15 protein-coding genes are annotated in these 24743 nt (G+C 71.5%); 7 read left to right on the top strand and 8 right to left on the bottom strand.

Going from position 1 to position 24743, the window contains the following annotated elements; genetic code table 11:
* Positions 1-19 precede the first annotated feature (19 nt).
* Entirely contained in the window at positions 20-3229 is a 3210-nt protein-coding gene (locus tag VM840_12675; GenBank protein ID HVL82435.1) for an AAA family ATPase, read from the top strand.
* A 4-nt stretch (positions 3230-3233) separates the two neighbouring features.
* Here the strand turns inward: VM840_12675 and glpX are convergent, their stop codons facing one another.
* The 6 genes from glpX to VM840_12705 form a co-directional block, all read right to left on the bottom strand.
* Entirely contained in the window at positions 3234-4238 is a 1005-nt protein-coding gene (gene glpX, locus VM840_12680) for a class II fructose-bisphosphatase (protein ID HVL82436.1), read from the bottom strand.
* A gap of 68 nt (positions 4239-4306) precedes the next feature.
* On the bottom strand, positions 4307-4573 hold the full coding sequence (locus tag VM840_12685) for a hypothetical protein (GenBank protein ID HVL82437.1): 267 nt from the start codon (positions 4571-4573) through the stop codon (positions 4307-4309).
* A complete protein-coding gene (locus VM840_12690; GenBank protein HVL82438.1) occupies positions 4570-6114 on the bottom strand; it encodes an acyl-CoA carboxylase subunit beta in 1545 nt (514 codons plus the stop codon). Before VM840_12690 ends, VM840_12685 begins: the two co-directional genes overlap by 4 nt.
* 62 nt (positions 6115-6176) lie before the next feature.
* Entirely contained in the window at positions 6177-7016 is an 840-nt protein-coding gene (locus VM840_12695; protein ID HVL82439.1) for a class I SAM-dependent methyltransferase, read from the bottom strand.
* Positions 7003-7410, bottom strand: a complete 408-nt coding sequence (mce, locus tag VM840_12700; protein HVL82440.1) for a methylmalonyl-CoA epimerase — start codon at positions 7408-7410, stop codon at positions 7003-7005. Before mce ends, VM840_12695 begins: the two co-directional genes overlap by 14 nt.
* A gap of 302 nt (positions 7411-7712) precedes the next feature.
* Complete coding sequence (locus VM840_12705) at positions 7713-8636, bottom strand: type IV toxin-antitoxin system AbiEi family antitoxin domain-containing protein (protein HVL82441.1); 924 nt, start codon at positions 8634-8636, stop codon at positions 7713-7715.
* 354 nt (positions 8637-8990) lie between these two features.
* Between VM840_12705 and VM840_12710 the strand changes: the two genes are divergently transcribed.
* The 3 genes from VM840_12710 to VM840_12720 are packed head-to-tail and all read left to right on the top strand — an operon-like array spanning position 8991 to position 14336.
* On the top strand, positions 8991-10169 hold the full coding sequence (locus VM840_12710) for an acetyl-CoA C-acetyltransferase (GenBank protein ID HVL82442.1): 1179 nt from the start codon (positions 8991-8993) through the stop codon (positions 10167-10169).
* Positions 10170-10207: 38 nt separating this feature from the next.
* Positions 10208-10579 (top strand): hypothetical protein, encoded by a 372-nt coding sequence (locus VM840_12715; protein HVL82443.1) that lies wholly within the window; start codon positions 10208-10210, stop codon positions 10577-10579.
* Positions 10580-10598: 19 nt separating this feature from the next.
* On the top strand, positions 10599-14336 hold the full coding sequence (locus VM840_12720; GenBank protein ID HVL82444.1) for an adenylate/guanylate cyclase domain-containing protein: 3738 nt from the start codon (positions 10599-10601) through the stop codon (positions 14334-14336).
* On the opposite strand, the gene VM840_12725 is transcribed toward VM840_12720, so the two are convergent.
* A complete protein-coding gene (locus tag VM840_12725; GenBank protein ID HVL82445.1) occupies positions 14326-19773 on the bottom strand; it encodes a PxKF domain-containing protein in 5448 nt (1815 codons plus the stop codon). The genes VM840_12720 and VM840_12725 overlap by 11 nt on opposite strands.
* Positions 19774-19950: 177 nt before the next feature.
* Complete coding sequence (locus VM840_12730; GenBank protein ID HVL82446.1) at positions 19951-21186, bottom strand: hypothetical protein; 1236 nt, start codon at positions 21184-21186, stop codon at positions 19951-19953.
* Between the two features lie 153 nt (positions 21187-21339).
* Here VM840_12730 and VM840_12735 point away from each other — a divergent pair, with 153 nt between their 5' ends.
* The 3 genes from VM840_12735 to VM840_12745 all read left to right on the top strand — a co-directional run bounded on the left by VM840_12735 (position 21340) and on the right by VM840_12745 (position 24738).
* Positions 21340-22479, top strand: a complete 1140-nt coding sequence (locus VM840_12735) for an acyl-CoA dehydrogenase family protein (protein HVL82447.1) — start codon at positions 21340-21342, stop codon at positions 22477-22479.
* Positions 22480-22586: 107 nt separating this feature from the next.
* Positions 22587-23363 carry a class I SAM-dependent methyltransferase gene (locus tag VM840_12740; protein HVL82448.1) on the top strand — a complete coding sequence of 259 codons (777 nt, stop codon included), beginning with the start codon at positions 22587-22589 and terminating at the stop codon, positions 23361-23363.
* A 145-nt stretch (positions 23364-23508) separates the two neighbouring features.
* A complete protein-coding gene (locus VM840_12745; GenBank protein HVL82449.1) occupies positions 23509-24738 on the top strand; it encodes an LCP family protein in 1230 nt (409 codons plus the stop codon).
* The last annotated feature ends 5 nt before the right edge of the window (positions 24739-24743 follow it).

Below are 24743 nucleotides of genomic sequence, written 5' to 3' on the forward strand. Positions count from 1 at the left end.
ACTTGGGCAGGAGGTGCGGATGGCCGGCGTGGTCACGATCGTCTTCACCGACGTCGTCGGGTCCACGGAGCTGCTCCAGCGGCTGGGCGACGACGCGATGGAGCCCGTCCGCCGCGACCACTTCGCGGTGTTGAGGGAGTGCGTCCGGACGCATGGGGGCGAGGAGGTCAAGAGCGTCGGGGACGGCCTGATGGCCGTCTTCCCCTCGACGGTCGAGGCCGTTTCGTGCGCGATCAGGGTTCAGCAGGAGACGCATAAGCGGCGTCGGGCGCCGTCACCGCTCGAGGTGCGTATCGGGCTCCACGTGGGCGAGCCCATCATCGACGGCGACGACTACTACGGGACGGCCGTCGTAGTCGCGAGACGGCTGTGCGATGCGGCCGCGCCCGGACAGATCCTAGCCTCCCACCTCGTGCACGGGCTCGTCGGCACCCGGGCCGGCTTCAGGTTCAACGACCTCGGCCCCCTGGAGCTCAAGGGCCTGGGCCAGCCCGTGCCGGCCTGCGAGGTGCGGTGGGAGGCGGAACGCGACGCGATCCCCCTGCCCGGCCCGCTGGCCCTGCGCGATCCGACGCCCTTCGTCGGCCGAGAGGCCGAACTGGACTCGCTGCGCTTGGCCGCGAAGCGAACGGAGGAGGGACGTCCGCACCTGGTCACGCTCGGGGGGGAGCCCGGGATCGGCAAGACGAGGCTCGCCGCGGAGTTCGTGGCCGAGCAGCACGCGGCGGGATGGAACGTCCTCTTCGGGCGCAGTGACGAGCAGGCGCTCACGCCGTACCAGCCGTTCGTGGAGGCTCTGAACGCGTGGGCGATGGCGGTGGGTCCGGAGGCGGCGATGTCGGCGGCCGGAGCGCAGGCGCCGGAGCTGGCGCGGTTGGTCCCGGCGCTGGGCGAGCCGGCGCGCGGGCTCGAGTCCGACCGGTACCGGCTGTTCGAGGCGGTGGCGACCCTCATCTCCAAGGCAGCCGCGGACGCGCCGATGGTGGTCGTCCTCGACGACCTGCACTGGGCGGATCATCCCAGCCTCCTCCTGCTGCGTCATCTCCTGCGGACGACGCGGCCGACCCCGAGCCTCTTCATCGCGACGTACCGGGAGACCGAGCTCGCCCGCACCCATCCCCTCGCGCAGACGCTCGCGGCGCTGCGCCGCGAGTCGCACGTCGAGAGGATCTCGCTCCGCGGGCTCACGGCCGACCAGGTGACCGAGCTCCTGGCTGCCGCGGCGGGGCACGACGTCGGGGCCCGCGGACGCAAGCTCGCGCACGAGATCTGGCACGCGACGGAGGGCAACCCGTTCTTCATCGAGTCGATACTCCGCCACCTCGTCGACAGCGGACGCATCTTCATGCGCGACGGGCTGTGGACGTACGACGAGGAGGTGTCCCACCTCGGGATCCCGGAGGGGGTCAAGGAGGTCATCGGGCAGCGCCTGTCTGGGCTCGGAGCGGATGCGAATGACGTGCTGCGGGCGGCGGCCGTCCTCGGCCGGGAGTTCGGGTACGACGTCCTGGTGCGCGTCGCCGCACGAAGCGCCGACGAGACCCTGGAAGCGCTGGATGAGGCGCTCGCCGCGCAGCTGGTGGCCGAGGTCCCGGGGGAGAGCGAGGCGACGTACTCGTTCACGCACGCGCTCATCCGGCAGACCCTGTACGAGGAGCTGCACCTCGCGCGGAAGCAGCGGATGCACCTGAAGGCCGCGGAGGCGATCGAGGGCATCCACGCCCGTGACCTCGACACGCACCTGCCGGCGCTCGCGATCCACTACAGGGTGGCCGGGACGGCCGCGGCCGGCAAGGCGATCTCCTACTCCGTGGAAGCGGGCCTCCAGGCCCTCTCGCTCTTCGCGTACGAGGAGGCGGCGGCACACTGGGAGGCCGCGCTCGAGCTGATGGAGGACGCCGGGAGCCCCGATGAGGAGGTGACACGGCTCCGAGAGCGCCTGGCGGATCTCCTCTTCCTAGCCGGGATCGACTACGACCGCAGCGAGGCTCACATGACGGAGGCGCTGCGCTCGTACGAGCGGCTCGGAGATCGTTACCGCGCCGCTCAGGTCCACTCGAAGCTCGGACGCAGCCTCACCACCTTCCCCGACCGCATGGATATCCGCCGCGGGATCGAGCACTTCGAGGCTGCGCGACCGGGACTCGGTGGAGCTGGAGGCGCGTCGCTCATCCACCTGAACCTCGGGCTCGCGAATGCCCACCTGTGGTCGGCCCGTTACCCGGAAGGGGCGGACGCCGCGTCCGCGGCGCTCGAGTCGGCCTCGACCACCGGCAACGTCCCAGCCATGGCCCTGGCGCGCGCCCTCCTAGGCTGGTTCCGCTTCAACATGGGGGCGGTCTCTGAAGGCCTGAGGCTGCTCGAGGTCGCGTGGGAGGAGGCGGACGCCGTCAACCACACCTTCTCGGCGTTCTCCGCAGCCTGGATGCGAGGCGTGGCCGCCCAGTGGCTCAACGACCCACTTGACGAGGTGGCGTGGACGGAGCGGGAGCTGGCGAAGCCTCGTATGGCCGAGGCGGGGGTCCTGCGGCGGATGCTGGAGATCTCCCTGGGCTACGCCGGCTTCATCAGAGGGGACATCGCCGCGGTTCGGGCCGTCCCTCAGCCCGACCCGATGCTGCGCGGCCTCGACCTCGTCCTGGAGGGCGACGTCGACACGTGGATCCGTAGGCACTCCGGCCTCGGTGCGGAGCTCGAAGCCGACGGCAACAGGCTGATGCTCGGGGGCTGGAACTTCTGGATGGGTTACATCTCCCGATGGTCCGGCGACGCCGCGTCCGCGATCGACTTCCTCCGGCGAGGGTTGGCGATCCAGCAGGAGGGCGGGCTCCGCGTTCTCACGATATCGACGTCATCCCTCCTCGTCGTCCAGCTCTCGCTGGCCGGCGCCTTGGACGAGGCCAGGGCGACGCTCGCTGCCCACGCGCCGGAAGGGGATGCCCTCCGGGGACTCGCGGGATGGACCCGGTTAGCCCAGGCGATGGTCGCATCGGGGTCCGAGGACCGAGGGGCCGCGGATGCGGCCTTCGCCGCGGCGGCCGACGTCTTCTCCCGGTACGGCCTCCGCCCCCCCCACGCGGAGACGCTGTACCGGTGGGGGTCGGACCTCTTGCGAGCGGGCGACGAGAGAGCAGGCACCGAGAAGCTCGACCTCGCCGCGGACGTCTACCGTTCGTACGGCGCCGGTGACTTCTGGCTCTCACTCGTGGACCGGGCTCGGCCGCGCTGAGGGATCAGCCGGCGTAGCGGGTGCCCGAGAGCGCCTTCAGCTTGTCCAGCGGGTGCTCCGCCTCGATCCACCGGGTCGTCCCCGACTGGGACCTCATCACCATCGAGTGCGTGTAGGCGCGGCCCCCGCGGTACCGGACGCCGCGCAGCAGCCGACCGTCGGTGATGCCGGTCGCGGCGAAGAACACGTTGTCGGACCGGACCAGGTCGTCGGTGTCGAGGACCCGGTCCAGGTCGTAGCCCGCCTCGACGGCCTCCGACCGCTCCCGGTCGTTGCGCGGGTAGAGCTTGCCGAGCAGCCTGCCGCCCAGGCACTTGACCGCGCAGGCCGCGATCACGCCCTCCGGCGTCCCACCGATCCCGAGGAGCATGTGGACACCGGTGGCGGGGTTGGCCGCGTTGATCGCCCCGGCGACGTCCCCGTCCGTGATCAGCAGGACCCGGGCTCCCATGCGTCGCACGGACGCGATCAGGTCCTCGTGGCGGGGGCGGTCCAGGATGGTGACGACCACGTCCTCGGGCTTGATGCCCAGCTCACGGGCGACGCGCATCACGTTCTCCTCGGCCGGGGCGTCCAGGTCGACCGCGTCGGCGGCCTCGGCTCCCACGGCGAGCTTGTCCATGTAGACGCAGGGACCCGGGTCGAACATCGTTCCGCGTTCGGACACGGCGACGACCGCGAGCGCGTTCCCCTGTCCGCGGGAGGTGAGCCCGGTGCCGTCGATCGGGTCCACGGCCACGTCCACGTCGGGAGCCTGGCCGTCCCCGACCTCCTCGCCGTTGTAGAGCATGGGGGCTTCGTCCTTCTCGCCCTCCCCGATCACGACGACCCCGTTCATCGGGACGGTGGAGAGCATGAGACGCATCGCGTCGACGGCGGCCTGGTCGGCCGCCTCCTTGTCCCCGCGGCCAACCCAGCGTCCTGCTCCGAGGGCAGCGGCCTCCGTGACGCGGACGAGCTCGAGCGCGAGGTTGCGGTCCGGGGCTCGGGAGTCGGTGTCGAGTTCCACGTGATCCTCCTGGTATAGGTCTCGCGCGTCAGCGTATGCCTGCGCCCGAGGGTCGGTCCACGACGCGGCTACCTGGCGTCGCCACGCCCGATGAGCCCTCCGAACTCGCGGCCGCCCCACGGGAGCCGGGCGGACAGGACCCAGGCGCGTCCGGGAGGGAGCTGGCCGCGCAGGTCGGACACCCCCACGCGCCGGGAGGTCCACGACCCGCCCGACCAAGGAGCGGGCCGCCGCAGCGACTCCTCGCGCCTGAGGACCTCCCTCACCGCCGCCAGCACGGCCTCCCGATCCTCGGGGGACGGCTCCGGCGAGATCCGGAAGTCGAGCTCGCTCACAGCGGGATGTTCCCGTGCTTGCGCTGCGGGAGCGACTCCCGCTTCGTACGCAGCATCTCGAGGGAGCGGGCGAGCTTGAACCTCGTCTCGTGTGGCTCTATCACCTCGTCCACGTACCCGCGCTCCGCGGCCACCCACGGGTTCACGAACCGCTCCGTGTACTCCGACACGAGTTCGCGACGCTTCTCGTCAGGATCCTCGGCGGCGGCGATGTCGCGCCGGTAGATCAGGTTCACGGCGGGCTCTGCTCCCATGACCGCGAACTCCGCGGTGGGCCAGGCGAACGAGACGTCGGCGCGTATGTGCTTGGAGTTCATGACCACGTACGCGCCCCCGTAGGCCTTGCGGGTGATGACGGTGAGCCGGGGGACGGTCGCCTCCGTGAACGCGTACAGGAGCTTGGCCCCGTGCCGGATGATCCCGCCCCACTCCTGGTTCGTGCCGGGGAGGAACCCGGGTACGTCAACGAACGTCACGAGGGGCACGTTGAACGCGTCGCAGGTGCGGATGAACCTGGCCGCCTTCTCCGACGAGTCGATGTCGAGGACGCCGCCCATGATCTTCGGCTGGTTCCCGACCACCCCGACCGAGTGGCCGCCGAGCCTGGCGAACCCACACACGATGTTCTGCGCGAAGAAGGGCGAGTACTCGTAGAAGGTGTCGCGGTCCATGACGCGCGAGATCACGTCGTGCATGTCGTAGGGCTGGTTCGACGACTCCGGCAGCAGGTCCACGAGGTCCTCGTCGGCGCGGGTGACGGGGTCGCCCGTCTCCGCGAACGGGGGCTCCTCCAGGTTGTTGGCCGGCAGGTAGGAGAGCAGGTGGCGGACCTGCCGGAAGCAGTCCTGCTCGTCGGCGGCCACGAAGTTGGCCACGCCGGACTTCGTGGCGTGGGTCATCGCGCCACCCAGCTCCTCGATCGTGACGTCCTCGCCCGTGACCGCCTTCACGACGTCCGGACCGGTGATCCCCATGTTGGAGGTCCCGCGCACCATGTAGATGAAGTCGGTCATCGCGGGGGAGTACACGGCTCCGCCCGCGCACGGACCCGCGATCACCGAGATCTGGGGGATGACGCCCGACGAGCGCACGTTGCGGTCGAAGATGTAGGCGTACCCGGCGAGCGAGACGACCCCCTCCTGGATCCGGGCGCCTCCCGAGTCGTTGATCCCGACGACGGGAGCCCCGGTGGCGAGCGCGAGGTCCATGATCTTGCAGATCTTCTCGGCGAACACCTCGCCTAGGGTGCCGCCGATGAACGTGAAGTCCTGACTGAACACGAAGACCTTGCGCCCGTCGATCGTCCCCCACCCGGTGACGACGCCGTCTCCCGGGACCCGGCGGTCCTCCATGCCGAACCCCTGGACCCGGTGCCGGGCCAGCATGTCGAACTCGTTGAAGGACCCCTCGTCGACGAGCAGGTCGATCCGCTCGCGCGCCGTGAGACGTCCGCGCTCGTGCTGGCGGTCGATGGCCTCCTGTCCGGAGGGTGCCAGCGCCTGCTCCCTGCGCGCGCGGAGCTCCTCGATGCGTTCGCGCATCGTGTGCTGTCCGGGGGGCGTCTGGGTCGTGTCGGTCACCTCGGTCCTTTCGTGGTCGGGAGCTATCTCCGGGCGGTCACGAGCCACGTCGCGGAGGGCGTGGCGACCGTGCCCGAGGTCTCGAACGAACGGAGCACCTCGAGCGCGGCCTCCCTCACCCGAGCCTTCGTCTCGTCGTCCGCCTCGGCCGTCATCGACCCCAGCGGGCCGATCTCCATCATCAGGTCGAGCAGCTCTTCGGCGCTCGTCTGGAACCGGAACTCGATATCGAGCGGCTCGACCTCGACGTCGGACCAGCCGGCGCTCCTCAGCACGTCCCGGACGCGGTCGCGGTCGGCGAACGAGAACGGCCCGGGAGCGTGCGGGTCGGCGGGCATCTCGGGAGGGCCGCAGATCGGTATCGCCGCCATCACGGGGGCCGACATGCAGGGGTTCAGCAGCGCGTCTCGCCAGCAGACGAACGCGAGTCGCCCGTCGGGCTTCGTCGCCTCCCGGATGTTGCCGAAGGCCGCGACCGGGTCGTCGAAGAACATGACGCCGAAGCGGGAGAAGACGCCGTCGTAGACCCCGCGCCCGAGATCGGCCGTCTGGGCGTCGCCCTCGACGAACCGGACGTCCTGCCGCCCCGCCGCCAGCTCCCGTGCCGCCTTCAGCATCGGCCTGGACACGTCGACCCCGGTCACGCTCCCGCCCGGGGAGACCCGGTCGGCGAGCTCGCGCGTGGTGCCTCCGGTGCCGCACCCCACATCGAGGACGGTCATCCCAGGCTCGAGGGCCAGCGCGTCCATCGCTTCATGTCCGAGTGGGGCGGCGGGTGCGTCCAGTTGCTCGCGCCGACGGACCCAGGCCTCCGCGAGCTCCTCGTTCCAAGCCTTGATCATCTCTTCGTTAGTGGCTCCCATGAGCCCCCTCCACGAGCTCGACGAGCACCCCGGCGTTCGAGCGCGGGTGGACGAAGGCGACGCGGTGTCCTCCGCCCCCCGGTCTGGGCTCGTCGTCGAGGAGCTGTCCCCCGGCGTCGCGGATCCGGGCCATCGTCCCCTCCAGGTCGTCCACCCGGACGGCTATGTGGTGCAGCCCGCCGCCCCGCTTCTCGATGAAGCGGGCGACCGTCGAGGACGGGTCCGTGGCTTCCAGGAGCTGGAGGTGGGTGTTGCCGACCGGGAGCATCGCCTCGGTGATCTTCTCGGTCTCCACGGTCTCGATCCTGTCGGGCTCGAGCCCGTACAGCTCCTTGAACGCGGCGAGGGCCGCCTCCATGTCAGGCACGGCGATCGCGATGTGGTCGAGCTCCATCGGTCCTCCTCCTCGGGGGCACCATCATGGCGGTTCGCGCCTCCGTGCCGCCGCCGCTGTGCCCACCGCTCCCGGAGCCCGCTCGTCCGGGAGCCCTCGTCCGGGGAACCCCCTCGTCGATGACACCGGACGCGCACACGTGGGCTGGGGATAGCCCGGCTCCCGGACGTGTGCGCCTACCGTGCCGCAAGCGCCATCGGACGCGCACACGTGGGGGATCGAAGCCCCGCAGCCGGGACGTGTGCGCGTCCGGTGCCATCTGCCGCTGGTGCGCCCGTCCTGGACCGGTGAGCCTGGCTCCCTCACCGCCAGGACGCAGGCGAGAGCCCGAGGGCGCGGGCGACGGTCCAGGCCGTCTCGGCCGGGTCCGCCGCCAGCATCGTCCACGTGATGTGCCGCCGCTCCCAGCCGAGGTCCGCGAGCTCGTTGTCGCGCGCCCGGTCGTCGTCGAACCGGGAGCGGTCGCGGCCCTCGTAGCCGTCCACCTCCAGCGCGACCCTCCTCTCGACGTACGCGAAGTCGATGCGCCGCCTCCCGTTGCGCGTCTGCACCCAGTGCTGCGGCTGCGGCAGCGGGAGCCGGAAACGCCTGAGCACCGCGAAGAGCGTCGTCTCGAGCGCGCTCTCCATCGGGCTCGATGGGTCGCGCAGCCTCGCGAGGTCCAGGACGCGACGCGCCCCCTGCACCCTGCGACCGCCCGCGCGCTCCAGGTAGCCGCAGAAGCGGACGATGTCCAGCACGCGGCGACGGTGGGCCAGGTCGATCATCCGCTCGAGATCCAGCTCGTCCACCAGCGGAGCCAGGTCCAGGAGGGTCCTGTGGACATGGGTCACGTGCACCGAACCCCGCGCCACGACCTCCAGCCGGCCCCACCGGCGGGTCCGGACGACCGCGACCTCGTCCAGCCTCGGGGAGCGCCTCACCGGCACGGTGATGGACGGCTGCGGTCCGGGATCGGGAGCCAGTCCGAGCAGCGCCGCCGCCGAGAGGTGCGAGATCGCGCACGGACGCCCGGCAGCGAGGTACGCCGCCACCAGCGGCTGCTCCCATGTCCGGACGGCGGCGCGGACCCGGCAGGCGTCCCCGACGATCGTCTCCCAGACCCCCGTCCGGACCCGCCGCGCGACCGTGCTCCTGGAGAACCCCGCGGCGACCGCCTGCCCCCTGGTGAAGACCCCGTGCTGGCGTCCGGACACCGCAGCGAGCCGCGCCTCCCTCGCGTCCATCGCCACCTCCCGTCCGGGGGGAAGGGACGGGGGGAAGAGCACCATCGGAGCACGGACCGCCGACACCGGGCGCGCACGGATCCGGGACTAGAGCCGGGCCTCGGGGATGTGTGAGCGCCGGGTGCCAGGGATGGCACAGGACGCGCACGCACCGGCCGGGCGTCGCTCCCGGGACGGACCCGTGCGCCTCCCGTGCCAGGGGCCCCCGCGGGACCGGGTACGGGCCTCGCGTGCCGGGGGCCCCCGGGAGACCGGGTACGCGCCTCGCGTGCCGGGGGCCCCCCGAGACGGGGGCTCCCGCCGGACCCTCCGTATACTTGGGCTCCCAGGCCGCTCACGCACGGAGGTCGTCCCATGTCCGAGTCCGTCATCGTCTCCGGCTCCCGCACGCCGATCGGCAGGTTCGCCGGCGGTTTCGCCGACCTGGCCGCGACGGACCTGGGCGGGGCGGCGATCGGGGCAGCCTTGGAGGGGGCGAGGCTTGACCCCTCTGAGGTCGACTACGTGATCATGGGACAGGTCCTGCAGGCGGGCCAGGGACAGATAACGGCGCGGCAGGCGGCTGCGAAGGCGGGGGTCCCGATGTCGGTGCCCGCGCTGACCGTGAACAAGGTCTGCCTGTCCGGGCTGAACGCGATCGCGCTCGCCGACCAGCTGATCAGGGCCGGCGAGGTGACCCGGGTGGTGGCGGGCGGCATGGAGTCGATGACGAACGCGCCGTACGTGGCTCCCAAGGCGCGCTTCGGCGCGCGGATGGGCAACACCGAGCTGATCGACTCGATGATGCACGACGGCCTCTTCTGCGCCTTCGACCGGACCTCGATGGGCGAGGCGACCGAGCGCTACAACGAGCGGTTCGGGCTATCGCGGGCTGACCAGGACGAGTGGGCGGCCCGGTCCCACCAGCTCGCGTCGAAGGCGATCGAGACCGGCAAGTTCGACGACGAGATCACGCCGGTGGACGTCCCTCAGCGCAAGGGGGACCCGGTGCAGGTGGCCAAGGACGAGGGGGTCCGTCCGGACACGACCGTCGACTCGCTCGGCAAGCTGCGTCCCGCGTTCACGAAGGAGGGGACGATCACCGCGGGGAACGCCTCGCAGATCTCGGACGGCGGATGCGCCGTGGTGGTCATGTCGCGCGAGGAGGCCGAGTCGCGGGGGCTCGAGCCGCTGGCCACGGTGGTCTCCCACGGGATGGTGGCCGGTCCGGACGCCTCCCTGCACGAGCAGCCGGCGAACGCGATCAAGGCCGCCCTCGCCAAGGCCGGGCTGAAGGAGTCCGACCTCGCGGTGGCCGAGATAAACGAGGCCTTCGCGGCCGTCTCCCTGGTGTCCGGACGCGCGCTCAACGTCGACCTCGAGGCGATCAACCCCAACGGGGGCGCCATCGCCCTGGGTCACCCGATAGGGATGTCCGGCGCGCGCCTCGTGCTCACGCTCGCACACGAGCTCCGCCGCCGCGGCGGGGGACTGGGAGCCGCGTCGCTCTGCGGCGGCGGGGGCCAGGGCGACGCGCTGATCATCCGGGTCTAGCGACAGGACCCGCGGCGCGACCGCAGAACCATGCGGTCATGAGGATCCTGGTCGTTCCCGCGCTCGCGCTCATCTGGCTCACCGGCACCGCCGCCGTCCCGGTCGCTCCGCCCGCCGCCGTCGTCTCGGTCGTCCTGGCGGGGTTCGTGCCGGGCCCGGACGACCACGGGCCGGTGAGGGTGGCGCAGGGTGGACGGCTGCTCCTGCTGAACGCCGACTACCCGGGCGAGCAGCAGGAGCACGACATCGTCCACGCCGCCGAGGTGCCCCTGTTCTGGTCTCCCACGGTTCGCAGCGGCCAGTGGGCGGAGGTGGAGGGGGTCGAGCGGCTCCCGTCGGGCACCTACACGTTCCGGTGCTCGGTCCACCCGGCGACCATGCTCGGGACGCTCGAGGTGACGGGGGCCTAGCGCCCTAGACTGGGGCGACATGCCTGCACCCCCGACGCCGGGCCCCCTGCACGCCTACGTTCCGCGCCTCGCCCTCGAGTGGCTGAAGGAGCGTCCCGACGTCAAGCGCCGCAAGCTCGACGCGAGCGTCCTGATGATCGACGTCTCGGGATTCACGGCGCTCTCGGAGCGGCTCGCCCGGCGCGGGAAGGTCGGGGCGGAGGAGCTCACCGAGGTCATCAGCGACACGTTCAGCGAGCTGCTCGACCGGGCGTACCGGGTCGGAGGCGGGTTGCTCAAGTTCGGCGGGGACGCGCTCCTGCTCTCGTTCGACGGTCCGGGGCATGCGTCGCGCGCGTGCCACGCGGCGGCGTCCATGAGGACCGCCCTGCGCGAGGTCGGCCGCGTGCGGACGAGCGGGGGGGAGGTCCGGCTCCGGATGTCCGCGGGTGTGCACAGCGGCCCCCTTCACCTGTTCCTCGTCGGCCGGATGCATCGTGAGCTGATCGTCACCGGCCCGACGATCACGAGGACGCTGCAGATGGAGGCGGCCGCCGGTCCGGGTCAGATCCTGGTCAGCCCCGAGACGGCCGCGATGCTGGACGGTAGGTGCCTGGGGGCCGCGGTCGAGCCCGGCGTGCTGCTGGTCCGCGCCCCCGGCGAGGCCGACGCCGCGCCCACCCCCATGCCGCCGGCCGACGTCGACGCGGCGCCGCTGATCCCCACCGCCCTCCGGGAGATCCTGCGGGCCGGTTCGGACGACGCCGAGCACCGTCAGGTGACGATGGGGTTCCTCAGGTTCTCGGGGCTCGACGCGGCGCTCGCGGCCGGGCGGGCGGCCACGGTGCAGGACAGGCTCGAACGACTGGTGGACACGGTCCAGGAGGCGGCGTCCCAGCAGGACGTCTGCATCCTCGGGACCGACGTCCTGCACGACGGTGGGAAGATCCTGCTCACGGCGGGTGCGCCGCGGACGACCCCGGACGACGACGAGCGGATGCTGCTCACGCTGCGGACGATCCTGGACCGCACCCGCAACCTCGCCCTGACCGCCGGCGTGGACCGCGGCTACGTGTTCGCGGGATCGGTCGGGCCGACCTACCGCCGCACCTACACGGTGATGGGGGACACGGTGAACACGGCTGCCCGGATCATGGGGCGCGGGGCCCCCGGGTGCCTGCTCGCCTCGACCAGGGTGCTGGAGCGGTCCTCGACGGTCTTCGAGACGAAGGAGCTCGAACCGTTCTACGTCAAGGGGAAGACGGAGCCTCAGCACGCCGCGTGGGTGGGACCCCCGGTCGGCGTCCGGTCGCGTGTCCAGGCGGACCTCCCGATCATCGGGCGGGAGCTCGAGATGCAGGCCCTCGCGGAGGCTTGGGCCGGTGCGCTCGCCGGGCACGGCTCGGTCGTGCAGGTCGTCGGGGAGCCCGGCGTGGGCAAGTCGAAGATCGTCGAGGAGCTCGTAGCCCTGGTGGGAGGGGAGGCGCTCGAGGCGACGGCTCACCCGCGGGTGGGGCTCGAGCCGTACCACGCGCTCGCCCAGCTGCTCGCGGCCGCGCTGGGAGAGCGTCCGACGAGGTCGACGCTCGTCCGGGCCATCCGCCGGCTCGACCCGGCGCTGGAAGGACGGGCGCCGCTCATCGCCGCGGTCCTGGGGTTGGACCTCCCGGACACCGAAGAGACGAGACACGTCGAGCCGGCGTTCCGCCGCCCGTTGATCGAGCAGGCCGTGCTCCGTCTCCTCGAGGCGGCTCGGCCAGGTCCGACCCTGTGGGTCGTTGAGGGGGCCGACTGGCTCGACGCGGCGTCCGCGGACGCCCTGCGCTCGATCTCGAAAGAGGTCGGCCGGCTCCCGTGGCTGATGGTGATGACGCTGCGGGACGAGGCGACCCAACCCGTCGGGGACGCGACGACCGTGCGCCTGGACCCCCTGCCGTCGGAGGACGCGGCCGCCCTGGCCGTCGCCGCATCGGGAGGCGCCCTCCTCCCCGAGTCCGCCGCCCGGCTCGCGGACCGGTCCGCCGGGAACCCGCTCTTCCTGCTCGAGCTTGTGTCCCGTCCCGCCGGGGACGTCCCGCCCTCGTCGGTCGAGTCGATCGTGGCGGAGCGGATCGACGAGCTCCCGCCCACCGACCGGACCCTCCTGCGCAGGCTGTCCGTGCTCGGACGGGAGTTCGAGGAGGCTCTGGTCGACGAGCTGGCGGACGGGGAAGAGGGCACGGAGGCCGTCCGGCGGCTCCACGACTTCGTCGAGCACACCGACGGCACGATCAGGTTCAAGCGGCCGCTCTATCAGGAGGTGGCGTACGAGGGTCTCCCGTTCAAGGTGCGCGTGCGCACGCACCAACGGATCGGCCTGGTGCTCGAGGGCCGGGCGGACCCGGCGCTCCTGTCCTTCCACTTCCACAACGCCCGGGACCACGAGCGAGCGTGGACGTACGCGCTGACGGCTGCCCGGCAGGCCAGGGAGAGGTCGGCCTTCTCCACCGCGGTGGAGCTCTACCGCCGCGCGCTCGGGTCCGTCTCGGCGCTCGACCTGGAGATCGACGACGTCGTCCAGGCCTGGTTCGAGCTCGGGGAGTCGCTGCAGTGGACGGGGCGCCTGGCGGAGGCCGGGGAGGCGTACCGCACCGCGCGCCGCCTCACCGACGACCCGGGCCGCTCGGCGCTGCTCTACCAGAGGCAGGGAGCGGTCCTGGCGCGCCTGGGAGAGCTGAGGCGCGCCCTCTCCCTCTACTCGAGAGGGCTCAAGCTGCTCGACACGGCCGGCTCCCGGGACGGGAGGTGGCGCCTGCCGATGGCGTACGCCTCGGTGCTCAGGGAGCGCGGTCGGCTCAAGGAGGCGGAGGAGCGGGCCCTCGAGGGTCTGCGCGACGCGGAGGCGACCGGGGACCGTCCCGGGATGGGACACGCCTACACGATGCTGCAGATGATCACCGCCGACCGCGGAGACGAAGGCGCCGACGACCTCGGGCGGAAGGCCCTGGCCATCTTCGAGAGCGAGGGGCTCCCGGCCTTCGCGGCGCTGGTCCTGAACAACCTCGGGACGTCGGCTCACTCCCGCGGGAGGCTCTCCGAGGCGGCCGAGCTGTTCGAGCGGGCCTCCCGCTCGTCGCATAGCGCCGGGAACGTGCTGGCGGCGGCGGTGGCGCGAGGCAACGCGGCGGCGATCCTCGCCGACCAGGGCCACCACGCCCGGGCCCGGGAGATCTTCACCTCCATCCTCCCCACGATGCGGGGGGCGGGGTTCTCCTACGGGATCCAGTGGGCCATGCGATCGCTGGCGCAGTGCGAGGCGCGGTCCGGACGGTTCGACGAGGCGGACAGGTGGTTCGAACAGGTCCTCCCCATGTCGGACGGCTCACCCGCGGGCGCGACCGCGCAGGCGTTCGCGGCCGAGAGGTACGCGCTCGAGGGACGGTGGGACGAGGCAGGCGAGCACGCGCAGGCCGCCCTGGGCGCCGCGGGCGCCTCGGTGAAAGCGATCGCCTACAGGGTCCTCGGCTACGCGTGGCTGGGACGGGGCGACCACCGGGAGGCGCGCCGGGCCCTCGAGGAGAGCCGGGACGCGGCCGACGAATCCGGGTCGCTCTACGAAGCCGCCCTGACCCAGCTCGCGCTCGCCGATCTGTCCGAGGCGGAGGGGCTCCCGTCGGCGGAGCTGCGGGAGGCGGCAGGCTCGATCCTGGACCGGCTCGGGGTGGTAGCCGTCCCGCGGGTGCCGGTTCCCGCGGGCCCGGCGGCCGTGGCCGCCGGGCCCCCTCGGGTCACCCCTTGAAGCGGAACAGGACCGGATGGACGGACCCGTCGTCGAGCGATATCGCGAGCACGGTGCATCCGCCCGCGTGCTGAGCCCTCGTCTGCCAGTTGTAGTGGTACGTCTGGTCCCTGCCCACCGATAGCCCCGCCATGTCCTCCGCCACCGACGTGGCGCCGGCCGCCGGGGCCGCCGTCGCACAGTCGACCCGGTAGGAGGAGATGCCCGAGACCGCCGAGAGGCGGACGACCGGGACCCCGTTCTCCGAGATGCCGAACTTGACCGGGACCGTCGATCCCGCCTGGACGGTCTTGCCCAGGTAGGGCGAGTACGGTCCGTCGACCGCGTACCTCGGCCCGCCGAACGACGGGAGGTCCAGGCCGGCGAAGTCGCCGCCCTTGTTGCTGAGGATCCGCGAGTTGCCGGCCCGGTCGAGCACCTGGCCCATCACCTCGAGTCCCGGACCCTGGTAGGACACCTGCGCCGCGAACCTGCGCGGGTCGCCGGCGTCACGGGCCAGGACGACGTGCCTCCACAGTCCGCTCGCGTCGAGGACGAGCGCCGAGACCCGCGCCACGTTGGCCGGTCCCCCGTTGTCGTCGACCACCGCCGCGATCTGGGCCTGGCTACCTGCCGTCGTGACCTTGAAGCTCGTCCAGGACGGCGGGGTCACGTCGGAGCTGTTGGAGTACCAGACCCTCCACGTCCCGCTCGTCACCCTGCGGTGTCGCCCGACCACCTGTCCCGAGGAGTCGTGGCCGCGCCCGGAGAAGGCCCCCGTGATGGCCACGAGGGTGTCCTGTCCGGCCCGGTGGTCGACCCTGGCCGGAACCCCCGGGAACTCGATCCCGGAGAACTCCGACCCCGGCTGCTGCACCCCGTTGCCTGCCGCCGTGAGCGGCTTGGCGATCACCGGGTTCCACGGGCCCTGGTCCACGCTCGCGTACGACTCGATGGTCACGCCGCGCGCGCTGACGCCCGGAGCGGTGACCCGCCGGCTGAAGCGCGGAAGGACGGGCCGGTGGTGGGTGACCTGCGGCGCGTGGCCGGCCACCCGCAGGTACTGGCCCTCCGCCGTCGCGACCGTCTCGTGCGTCGGCGTGACCGACACGTCGGTGAAGGTCAGCCCGGTCGCCGGGTCCGTACCGAGGGTCGGCGCGGGGTCGCCGGTGGCGCCGAAGCCGGCCCCCACCGATGCGGCGGGGACCGAACCGGTCCCGACCTGGTACATCGGGAGCCCGAAGAGCGTCGCCTGCTGTGATGCCTTCGCGTGGTAGACCCCCGGAACCCCGTTGGCCGCCATCTCGCGCAGCTTCGACACGGCGAGCGCCTGGCCCGCCGTCATCGCCGTCGTGCCGTCCGTCCTCTTGGTGAGGAGCAGGTCGGCGAACCCGCCGACGATCGGCTCGGACAGGTCGTAGGTGTGGCGTCCGCCGAGTCCGTACCCGGTCTGGCCGACGAAGACCGACGCGCGCCGGGCGAGCGTCTGCGCCCAGTCGCGACCCGCCGCCCCCGGGCTGAGGTGGTCCGGACGCAGCTCCCCGGTGTGGCAGCCCATCGAGAACCAGATCCGCCCGACGTTGCCCCCCGTAGCGTCGATATCCGCGGTGGAGAGCGGCCTCGGCGGGTTAGCGGGAGGCAGCATGCGGTGGCCGTCCGAGTGCACCTGCATCCCGACCACGTCCTTGCGGCTGCTGCCGAGCAGCGCAGAGCGCAGGTCGTCGTAGGACCAGCCGTCTCCGATGAGGGATGCGGTCTTCCTCGCGCCGAAGGCGCGCTCGGTCGTCCGTCGCACCTCTTCTCCGAGGTCCTTCATGAAGTCGGTCGCGGTGGACAGAGCCGTGCCCGGCGACAGCACTCCGTTGGACGCGATGAAGGCGTCGACGGCCGCTATGACGCTGGACGTGTTCTCCACCAGCCGCCCACCGGCCAGGTCGGGCGTGTACAACCAGCTGCCCGGGACCTGGGTCGGAGACAGGTCCAGCCATGGGTCGTCGGACAGGACGTGGCCCGTCGCCGCCGCTCCGTTCATGGCGTTCGCGGTGGAGTAGGGCATGGAGGCGGCGTACGTGCTCTCGTTGCCCCACTCCGTCAGGTCGGGAAGCGCCCCCATGGGCGTCATCAGGTGGTCGCCCACGAGGACCACGTTCTGGACCGTCCGGCCGCCGGGCGAGGCGAAGAGGACGTCGAGGTGGTCGTTGGACGCCCTCAGGACCGAGTTGCCCTCCTCGACCGCACACGGGTTGGCGTCCCACCTCTGGTACGCGGTGAGGACCCCGGGTGCCGCGTCGATCGGGACGACGACCCCCGAGACCTTCGGGTGGGCGGCCAGCTCGTTCAGCTTCGAGAGCACGCTGTTGGCAGCCGCCGCGCCGTACCTCGCCGACCACCTCTCGTGGGGGTAGACGATCAGCGTCCGCGTCCCGGTGGGGAGGCTGGACGGCAGCGGAGCGTTCGTGAGCCCAGCCCGCGGGTCGCTGTTGGCGAACACAGTGGGTGCGCACGAGCCGGCGTCCCGGGTGCGGGTCAGGCGGACCCTCAGCGTGTACGGCTCCTCGCTGGACGCACCGTTGTAGGGCGCGACCTGGACGAGGTACGGGCTCGACCCGCCTCTGGACATGACGCTCACTCGCTCGCTCGAGTCCTCACGGTTCTGGGACAGACCCACGAGGCGCATCCCTTCGAGCGCGGGCAGCTCCACAGAATCGGTCTGCTGCAGGCGCGACGCGTTGTCGAACGAGACACCGTCGTCGCCCGCCAGGTGCATCGTCTGCGGTGTCGCCCCGGGCTGACGGAGCGGAGGGATGGGGTCCTCTGCGCTCCAGACCGCGAGGTCCCGGTCGGCGCCGTGGCCCCCGAGGAGGAACGTCACGAGCGTCCCCTTCGGCTGGGGGGGAAGCGTGAAGAAGTCGTGGTCGCCGTCGAGGGTGAACGAGGTGTAGAGGACGTTCGGCTCGATCGGGGTCGGCGTGTCTGCCCCGTTGGGCTCGAACGTGTCGGTGACGGTGACGACCGGCGTCCGCCTGCGGACCTCGTTCACCGCGCCGTCGGCCGTCGACACCTTGACGATGGGACGGGCCGAGCCGAGCCGGCCGCCCGGACGCATCACCGGTGAGAGCGTCACGCTCGACCCCGTTGCGACGTCCGGGAGCTGGAACGTGAGGACGGTCTCCGTCTGCGTCTGCTGTATCTCCGGTTCTAGGGCGACGGGTGCGCCGGCGGGAGCCGTCCCCACCCTCACCGCGTAGGTGGCCGAGTCGAAGAAGAACGAGGCCGGGAAGCGGAGCTCGACGCGGGGGCTGTTCGCGCGCGGGATGCCGACCGGTGCGTAACGGACCCCGTACGTGATCGAGCTCGAGACGTCTCCCCGCCATCCCCTGATCCCGAGGCTGCTCCAGGGAACCGACTCGAAGGGGAACAGCCTTGACAGACCGAGCAGCAGCTCGTTCGCCGTCACGTCCGAGGCCGCGCTCCCGAGATGCGCCACCGTCGCGGTGCCGCGGACCGCGCTGGGGATGAGCGACGCCGCGTCGTGCAGCGTCACGCCGCCGCCGGAGCAGGACACCCGCGCACAGTCGACGACCGCGCCGGGATCGGACAGCTGGGTGGTCCGGACCAAGCCGAGGCTCGTGATCCCGAGGTCGAGCGCGGACACCGACAGGTGGCGGACGGGAGCGTCCGGGGCCAGGACCATGTCGCCGAGCTCGACGGTGTGCAGCGGGACCGGCTTCGCCGGGTCGTCGAAGGTGAGGCCGGCGACCTGGGCCCGCAGGGGGGTCCCGTCCAACCCTCCGAAGGCCTCGCCGCAGTTGGGGAAACCGAGCGCCTCGAACCGGGGGCACCAGCCACCACTCAGAGGGGAGGTGATGTTGCGCCACCTGGTGCGGCCGAGCAGGAACGCGTCCGCGCGGAAGCCCTTGAAGGGCGGCTGGGTCAGGTCGAAGCGGGCCAGCGGGATCTGGTGAACCGTCGGTGCCACCTTGTCCTCGGCGACGACCAGCTCACCGAGTGAGACCGCGTGCTCCGGGCGACCCTCGAACGGCGTCCCCACGAGCACCTCGGTCCAGGTGGGGGAGCCGGAGAGCGAGATCGAGGAGAGGGGGACGGTCTTCAGTCCGTCGAGCCAGGCCAGCCCGATGCCCTCGAGGCGGATGCTGTCCCCGCCGAGCCCGATCGCCTCGAGGCGGATGCTGTCGCCGCCTAGCCCGATCGCCTCGAGCGGGATGCTGTCGCCGCCTAGCCCGATCGCCTCGAGTCGGATGCTGTCCCCCCCGAGACCGATGCCCTCGAGTCGGATGCTGTCCCCGCCCAGCCCGATGCCCTCGAGCCGGATGCTGTCCCCTGCCGTCCCCGTCGTGTTGGGGGAGGTCCGGACGAGGGGGACGCGGGCGGCCGGTATCGAAGCCGGGCTCGCCGGCACGCTCGTGGCGCTGGCCGTGACCGCCACGTCCTCCACCCACGTCGGGGCCGTATCGGTGGCGGGGTTGTCGGTGATGCGCGTCTGGCCGCTGCCGTCTGCGTTCATCACGTAGATCTCGTCGTTGCCGTCCCTGTTGCTCGAGAAGGCTATGGCCGCCCCGTCCGGCGCGAACGCGGGGTGACGGTCGGCGCCGCTGCTCGAGGTGAGTCGGGTCTGTCCCGTGCCGTCGGCGTTCATGACGTAGATGTCGCCGTTGCCGGTCCGGTCGCTCACGAACGCGATCTCGGTGCCGTCGGGAGACCAGGTGGGCTGTCCGTCAGAGGCGGCGTTCGTGGTCAGGCGCACCGGGTTGGTCCCGTCCGCGTTCATGACGTAGATGTCGCCGTTGCCGGTCCGCTCGCTGACGAAGGCGATGCGGGTGGCGTCCGGCGACCAGGAGGGGGAGTGGTCGCGGGCGGCGTTGGTGGTGAGCCTGCGCTCGTTCCCGCCCTCCGCGTCGATCAGGTAGACGTCGGTGTTGAGGTTGCGGATCGAGGTGAAGGCGATCCGGCGCCCGTCGGGGGACGGGTCGGGGATCCCGTCGTGGGCGAGGTTGGAGGTCACCTGACGCTGCTCGGACCCGTCCGGGCGCATCGTGAAGATGTCGGCGTTGCCCACCGCCTTCGAGATGTCGCCCAGCACGCAGGGGATGGGCTGCACGTCGTTGCGGCAGCTGGCGAAGACGATCCTCGTGCCGTCCTCGGAGAAGCGGGGCTGGCCGTCCTCCTTGTCCACCCGGGCCGGGTCGGCGTTGAGCTTGCGCTGTCCGCTGCCGTCGCCGTTCATGATCCACACGTCGTGGTTCCCGGCGGCGTCGCTCTGGAAGGCGATCTTCCCGACGCGCTGGGGCTCGACGACCGCGGGGCCCTCGGCTCCCGCGCCCACGGTGGGCATGAGCCCGACCGCGAGCAGGACGGCGATCAGCGCAGCCGATCTCCTACGACCCTCGGAAGCCCTCCGCGCGCGGCGAAGGCGCCCGTGTGGAGCCCAGACGTCCATATGACCCTCCTGACGATGCCCCGGAAGACGTCCCCATCCTGGTCGGGCCAGGCCGCCCCGTCTGCGTCCTTATACGCACAAGCCCCTCAGACCTGCCTCCCGAGCGGGAGGAGGCATCCCCCGTTCGGGGGAGGGATCAAGGCAGGTTACAGGTCGCGGGTGACTTCCGGTCGGCTCTCAGCGTATGACGGCCCGGCCAGCCCCGCGATCCTCCCGCAGCCACAGGGAGATGTGTCCGGGCTGCATCGTCGTCTCGGTGACCCGGACCAGTTCGGCTCCCAGCGCCTCCAGGTCCAGCTCGTCGCGCAGCCGGGCGGCGAACTCCTCGACGGTCCGGGCGGCGTCGTACGGCCGGCGGTTGAAGCGATGATCCACGATGGACCGCACGCGCCGGAGGACGGGGCCGAAGGCAGCGGCCACGGCGAGGGTGGACACGGCCACCCCCAGGTCGGACGAGCCCACGAACGGGCGCAGGAGCGGGCCCGCCGCCGCGATCGTCCCCCAGTAGAGGAGACCGAGGACGGTGACGACGACCGCATAGGAGAAGGTCCGGCTCACCACCCGGTCGATGTCGTACAGGCGGTACCGCATCACGGCTATGGCGATCCCGGCGGCCATGCCGTTGAGGCTGAGGACCCAGGCCGAGGTGGCGAAGACCGCCCCGGCCAGGCTGTGGCCCGTGACCAGGGCACCCATCATGAGCACCGGGAAGAGAGCCGCCGCGGAGACGAACCACTTCAGCTGCTGTCGTTCGCTCCCACGCGCCCGCACGAACCTCCAGACCGAGTGCCCTATCACCGCCACGGTGATCGCGATCGCCCCTATGAACAGGATCGGGATGACCACCTCGAGCGGGCCGGCGAGCGGCGCGACGGCCAGCGGGTTGGGGATGCGCACGCCCCCTCCCGCCTCGATGAAGCCCCGGGTCGCGTAGGCGACGAACAGGAGACCGAACCACGCGTACGCGCACGCGGCAGGGGTGCGCCACCCCGGCGAGGGGAGCCTGCCCGAGGGGAACAGGAGGACGAGGGTGGGTATGAGGGCCAACCCGATGATGAAGGTGAGCTGACCGAGGAGGGCCGGTGGGGCCGCGTCTCCCCCCGATCGCTGGACACGGTCGGCCAGGCTCAACAGCTGGAGCGCGAGGGGGACCGCGGACCCGATGCCGAGCAGGGTCCAGCCGACCGGGTGGCGGGGCCGCCGGGAAGCCACGATGGCCCCTGAGATGGGGAACCCTACCCAGGCGAGCGTCCACAGCGCGTCCTCGGTCAGGACCGGTCCGTCCCCGAGGAGAGCGGCCACGAGGGGTCCGAGAAGGAGTCCCAGCGACGTGACCGCGACCGCCCACGCGACGGGGGCCGCCAGCCGGGAGACGAGGCTGCGGTGGTGGTCGCGTTCTCCGGTTACCCGCACGCGGTCAAGTTACGCCACCCCGCAGCTCGTCGTGGCCACGTCGCCACGCCCGGGGAGCCGGAGGCCACGACGGTTACGGTCGCCCAGCGCGGACCCCCTGCTCCCGTTGGGAGTCGTCTGTACCCTTGTCTCCCACGAGGCCGAGGAGGAACGATGCTGTTCGCGCTGACCGAGGAGCAGGAGCTGCTCCGCAAGACCGTCCGATCGATCGCCGAGGAGAGGATCGCTCCGCGGGCGGGCGAGATCGACCGCACGGGGGAGTTCCCCTGGGACGTCTTCGAGGTCCTCAAGCGCAACGACCTGCTCGGTCTGCACGTCCCGGAGACGTACGGGGGCTCGGGGGCGGACTCCATCTCCTACTCGATCTACATCGAGGAGATCGCTCGCGTCTGCGCCTCCTCTTCGCTGATCCCGGGTGTGAACAAGCTCGGCTCGATGCCGATCCTCATAGCCGGCTCGGAGGAGCAGAGGACGCGTTACCTCGGCGAGGTGGCCCGCGGAGAAGCGATGGTCTCCTACTGCCTGACCGAGCCGGAGTCCGGTTCCGACGCGGGGGCGATGAAGACGACCGCCCGTCGCACGGGAGACGGGTGGGTCCTGAACGGCACGAAGCGGTTCATCACGAACGCGGGGATCTCGCGGTACTACATCGTCTACGCGAAGACCAACCCCGACGCGGGCACGCGGGGCATCTCGGCGTTCGTGGTCCATGCCGACGACCCCGGGTTCGAGGTGGGCAAGCACGAGGAGAAGATGGGGATCCGAGGCTCCACCACGGCCGAGGTCATCTTCACCGAGTGCGCCATCCCGGCCGACCGGCTGATCGGGGAAGAGGGCCAGGGGTTCAAGATCGCCATGCAGGCGCTCGACCAGACGCGCCTCACCATCGGCGCACAGGCCGTCGGGATCGCGCAGGGGGCGTACGACTTCGCCCGCGGGTACGCGAAGGAGAGGCAGCAGTTCGGACAGCCCATAGCCGGCTTCCAGGCCGTGCAGTTCATGCTCGCGGACATGGCCATGCGGATCGAGGCCGCGCGGCTGCTCACCTACCAGGCCTCGGCGATGGCGGACGCCCGGCACCCCGACCTGGGGCTGCACTCCGCGTACGCGAAGTGCTTCGCCTCCGACACGGCGATGAGCGTCACCACCGATGCCGTGCAGGTCCTCGGAGGGTACGGGTACATCGGCGAGTACCCGGTGGAGCGGATGATGCGGGACGCCAAGATCACCCAGATCTACGAGGGGACCAACCAGATCCAGCGGGTGGTGATCGCCCGCAAGATCCTCTCCTGAACACCCGACGGGAGGGGCGGTCACGTCCGTTTCCCATGGTGTCGGAAGGGCACTGGGGAGAGCCCACACCAGCGAGGCAGGGGAGCGCTCGCGAGGAGGGCAAACCGATGACCGAGATCTTCCGCAACACCGTGATCGCCGAGCACTACGCCCGGCACCGTGACAATCACGACGACGACTTCATCGACCAGCTCGCCGACCAGCTCGGGAGACGAGGCAGCCTGATCGACATCGGCGCCGGTGCGGGAGCCCCGGCCGCCGCCCTGGCCCGCCGCGGGATCGAGGTCACGGCCGTCGAGCCGAGCGCGGCGATGATCGTCCAGGGCCGGAGGCGACACCCTCAGCTCGGCTTCGTCCGGGCCTGCGGGGAGGAGCTCCCCCTCGCGACGGACAGCGCCGACGCGGCGCTCCTGATGTACGTCCTGCACCACGCGGACGACCCGATCGCCGTGCTGGCCGAAGCCGGCCGGGTCGTGCGCCCCGGGGGGAGGATCATCGTCGTGAGCGGCTCGCCGGACTCCGAGCGGCAAGGACTCTTCCGGCGGTACTTCCCGACCCTGCTCCCCGACCCGCCCGCCGCCGACGAGATCTGGTGGTGGGGCCTCGAGGCCGACCTCGAGCTGGGTGGGTGCCGGACCGCCGTCCACCACGTCTACCCGAACCGCGTCCTGGACGAGGACTACCTGCGGATGGTCGAGTGCGAGATGTTCGCCCCCCTCCGGCTGCTCGACCCGGACGCCTTCGACGACGGACTTCAGATGATGAGGGCGGAGCTCGGCCGGCCGCTGCCGCCCCCCGAGGTGAACGTCCTCGAGCTCCACCCAACCGGCGAACGCCCGTTCGGACTGGAACCGGGCTCCTCCCGGTCCGCGTTGCTAATCTGAGGCGGGCCGCTCGGCCCCCACCCGGCAACGCACCAGGAGCACCACCCTGGCTCGTACCAAGCGATACGTCTCCGAAGAAGAAGAGCTGCAGCGCTGGCGCACGGGGCTCGACCAGGCCCTGACCTCGCCCCGGCGCGGCCACCGCGTGCTGCGCGCCCTCGCCACGTCCCTCGTGGTCGTCGGGCTGCTCGGCGCCGGGGGGATCGCCTGGTTCTACAACGACCTCTCCGAGATGATGACCCGCGTCGACGTGAAGCTGGACGCGGCCGCCGGCGGGGCCATGAACGTCCTCGTGATCGGGAGCGACTCCCGGGCCGGCGTCACCGGAGAGGACATCCAGAGGTTCGGCCGGGGCGGACAGAAGCTGGCCGACACCATCATCATCGCCCAGATCGTCCCCGCCGAGACGAGAGGCACGCTCCTTCACTTCCCGCGCGACCTCTGGGTCGATGTGGCGGGCGGCGGCAAGGCCAAGATCAACTCGTCGTACGCGCGCGGCCCACAGGCCGTGATCGACACCGTCCAGGACCTGACCGGCATCCCGATCAACCACTACATCGAGGTGGACTTCCACGGTTTCCGGAGGATGGTCGATGCCATCGGGGGCATCGACGTCTGCCTCGACGAGAGGATGTACGACCCGAAGCTGAACTTCCGGCTCCCAGCCGGTCACAACCACCTGGAGGGCAACGCGGCGCTCACGTTCGTGAGGTCGCGACACTCCTCGGGGGACGGGGACTTCGGACGCATACGCCGCCAGCAGCAGTTCATGCGGGCGGTGGTCCAGAAGGTCGGACGCCCCACCGTGATGGGCAACCCCCTGCGGGTGAAGAGGCTCGGCGAGGCCTTCGCCCAGAACGCGACGGTGGACCCGAACTTCAACCTCGACGACATGCTGCGGCTGGCCCTCAGCGTGAAGCGGGTTGGGGTCGACCAGATAGCGACCCTGTCCGTGCCGGGCCGGCTGTCCAACATGAACCGTCAGTCGGTGGTGATCATGGACGAGCGCAAGGCGCAGCGGATCTTCGAGGCGATGCGCGATGTCCGTGACCCGGCCCGAGCCCTCGCTCCCCACGTCGCCGTCGAGGACGCATCCGGCCGCGGGCTGCTCGAGGAGGTCTCGCAGCAGCTCGAGGCGCGAGGATTCGTCGTCGACCGCAAAGAGACCGTCACCCCCCAGCAGCGGACCGTCGTCTCCTACCCGAAGGAGCTCGCGGAAGAGGGACATCAGGTCGCGGACCACCTCCCCGACGCGAGACGACTGAACCGCGGGACCGACATCGTGGTCCTGATCGGGTCCGACTTCGAGGGGCTCGCAGAGCAGGCCGCGCCCCAACCGGGTGGGGCGCCCGCTCCGGCGGGTGCCTGCGGGTGACGCGG

This window comes from Actinomycetota bacterium (assembly GCA_035540895.1).
In the GTDB taxonomy this organism is placed as follows: Bacteria; Actinomycetota; JAICYB01; order JAICYB01; family JAICYB01; genus DATLFR01.

Coding starts and splice junctions, on each gene's coding strand:
- mce (HVL82440.1), bottom strand. CDS start 7,410: ATGGAGCTCGACCACATCGCGATCGCCGTGCCTGACATGGAGGCGGCC.
- VM840_12705 (HVL82441.1), bottom strand. CDS start 8,636: ATGGACGCGAGGGAGGCGCGGCTCGCTGCGGTGTCCGGACGCCAGCAC.
- VM840_12735 (HVL82447.1), top strand. CDS start 21,340: ATGCTGTTCGCGCTGACCGAGGAGCAGGAGCTGCTCCGCAAGACCGTC.
- VM840_12695 (HVL82439.1), bottom strand. CDS start 7,016: ATGGGAGCCACTAACGAAGAGATGATCAAGGCTTGGAACGAGGAGCTC.
- VM840_12725 (HVL82445.1), bottom strand. CDS start 19,773: ATGGACGTCTGGGCTCCACACGGGCGCCTTCGCCGCGCGCGGAGGGCT.
- VM840_12720 (HVL82444.1), top strand. CDS start 10,599: ATGCCTGCACCCCCGACGCCGGGCCCCCTGCACGCCTACGTTCCGCGC.
- VM840_12740 (HVL82448.1), top strand. CDS start 22,587: ATGACCGAGATCTTCCGCAACACCGTGATCGCCGAGCACTACGCCCGG.
- VM840_12675 (HVL82435.1), top strand. CDS start 20: ATGGCCGGCGTGGTCACGATCGTCTTCACCGACGTCGTCGGGTCCACG.
- VM840_12690 (HVL82438.1), bottom strand. CDS start 6,114: ATGCGCGAACGCATCGAGGAGCTCCGCGCGCGCAGGGAGCAGGCGCTG.
- VM840_12715 (HVL82443.1), top strand. CDS start 10,208: ATGAGGATCCTGGTCGTTCCCGCGCTCGCGCTCATCTGGCTCACCGGC.
- VM840_12710 (HVL82442.1), top strand. CDS start 8,991: ATGTCCGAGTCCGTCATCGTCTCCGGCTCCCGCACGCCGATCGGCAGG.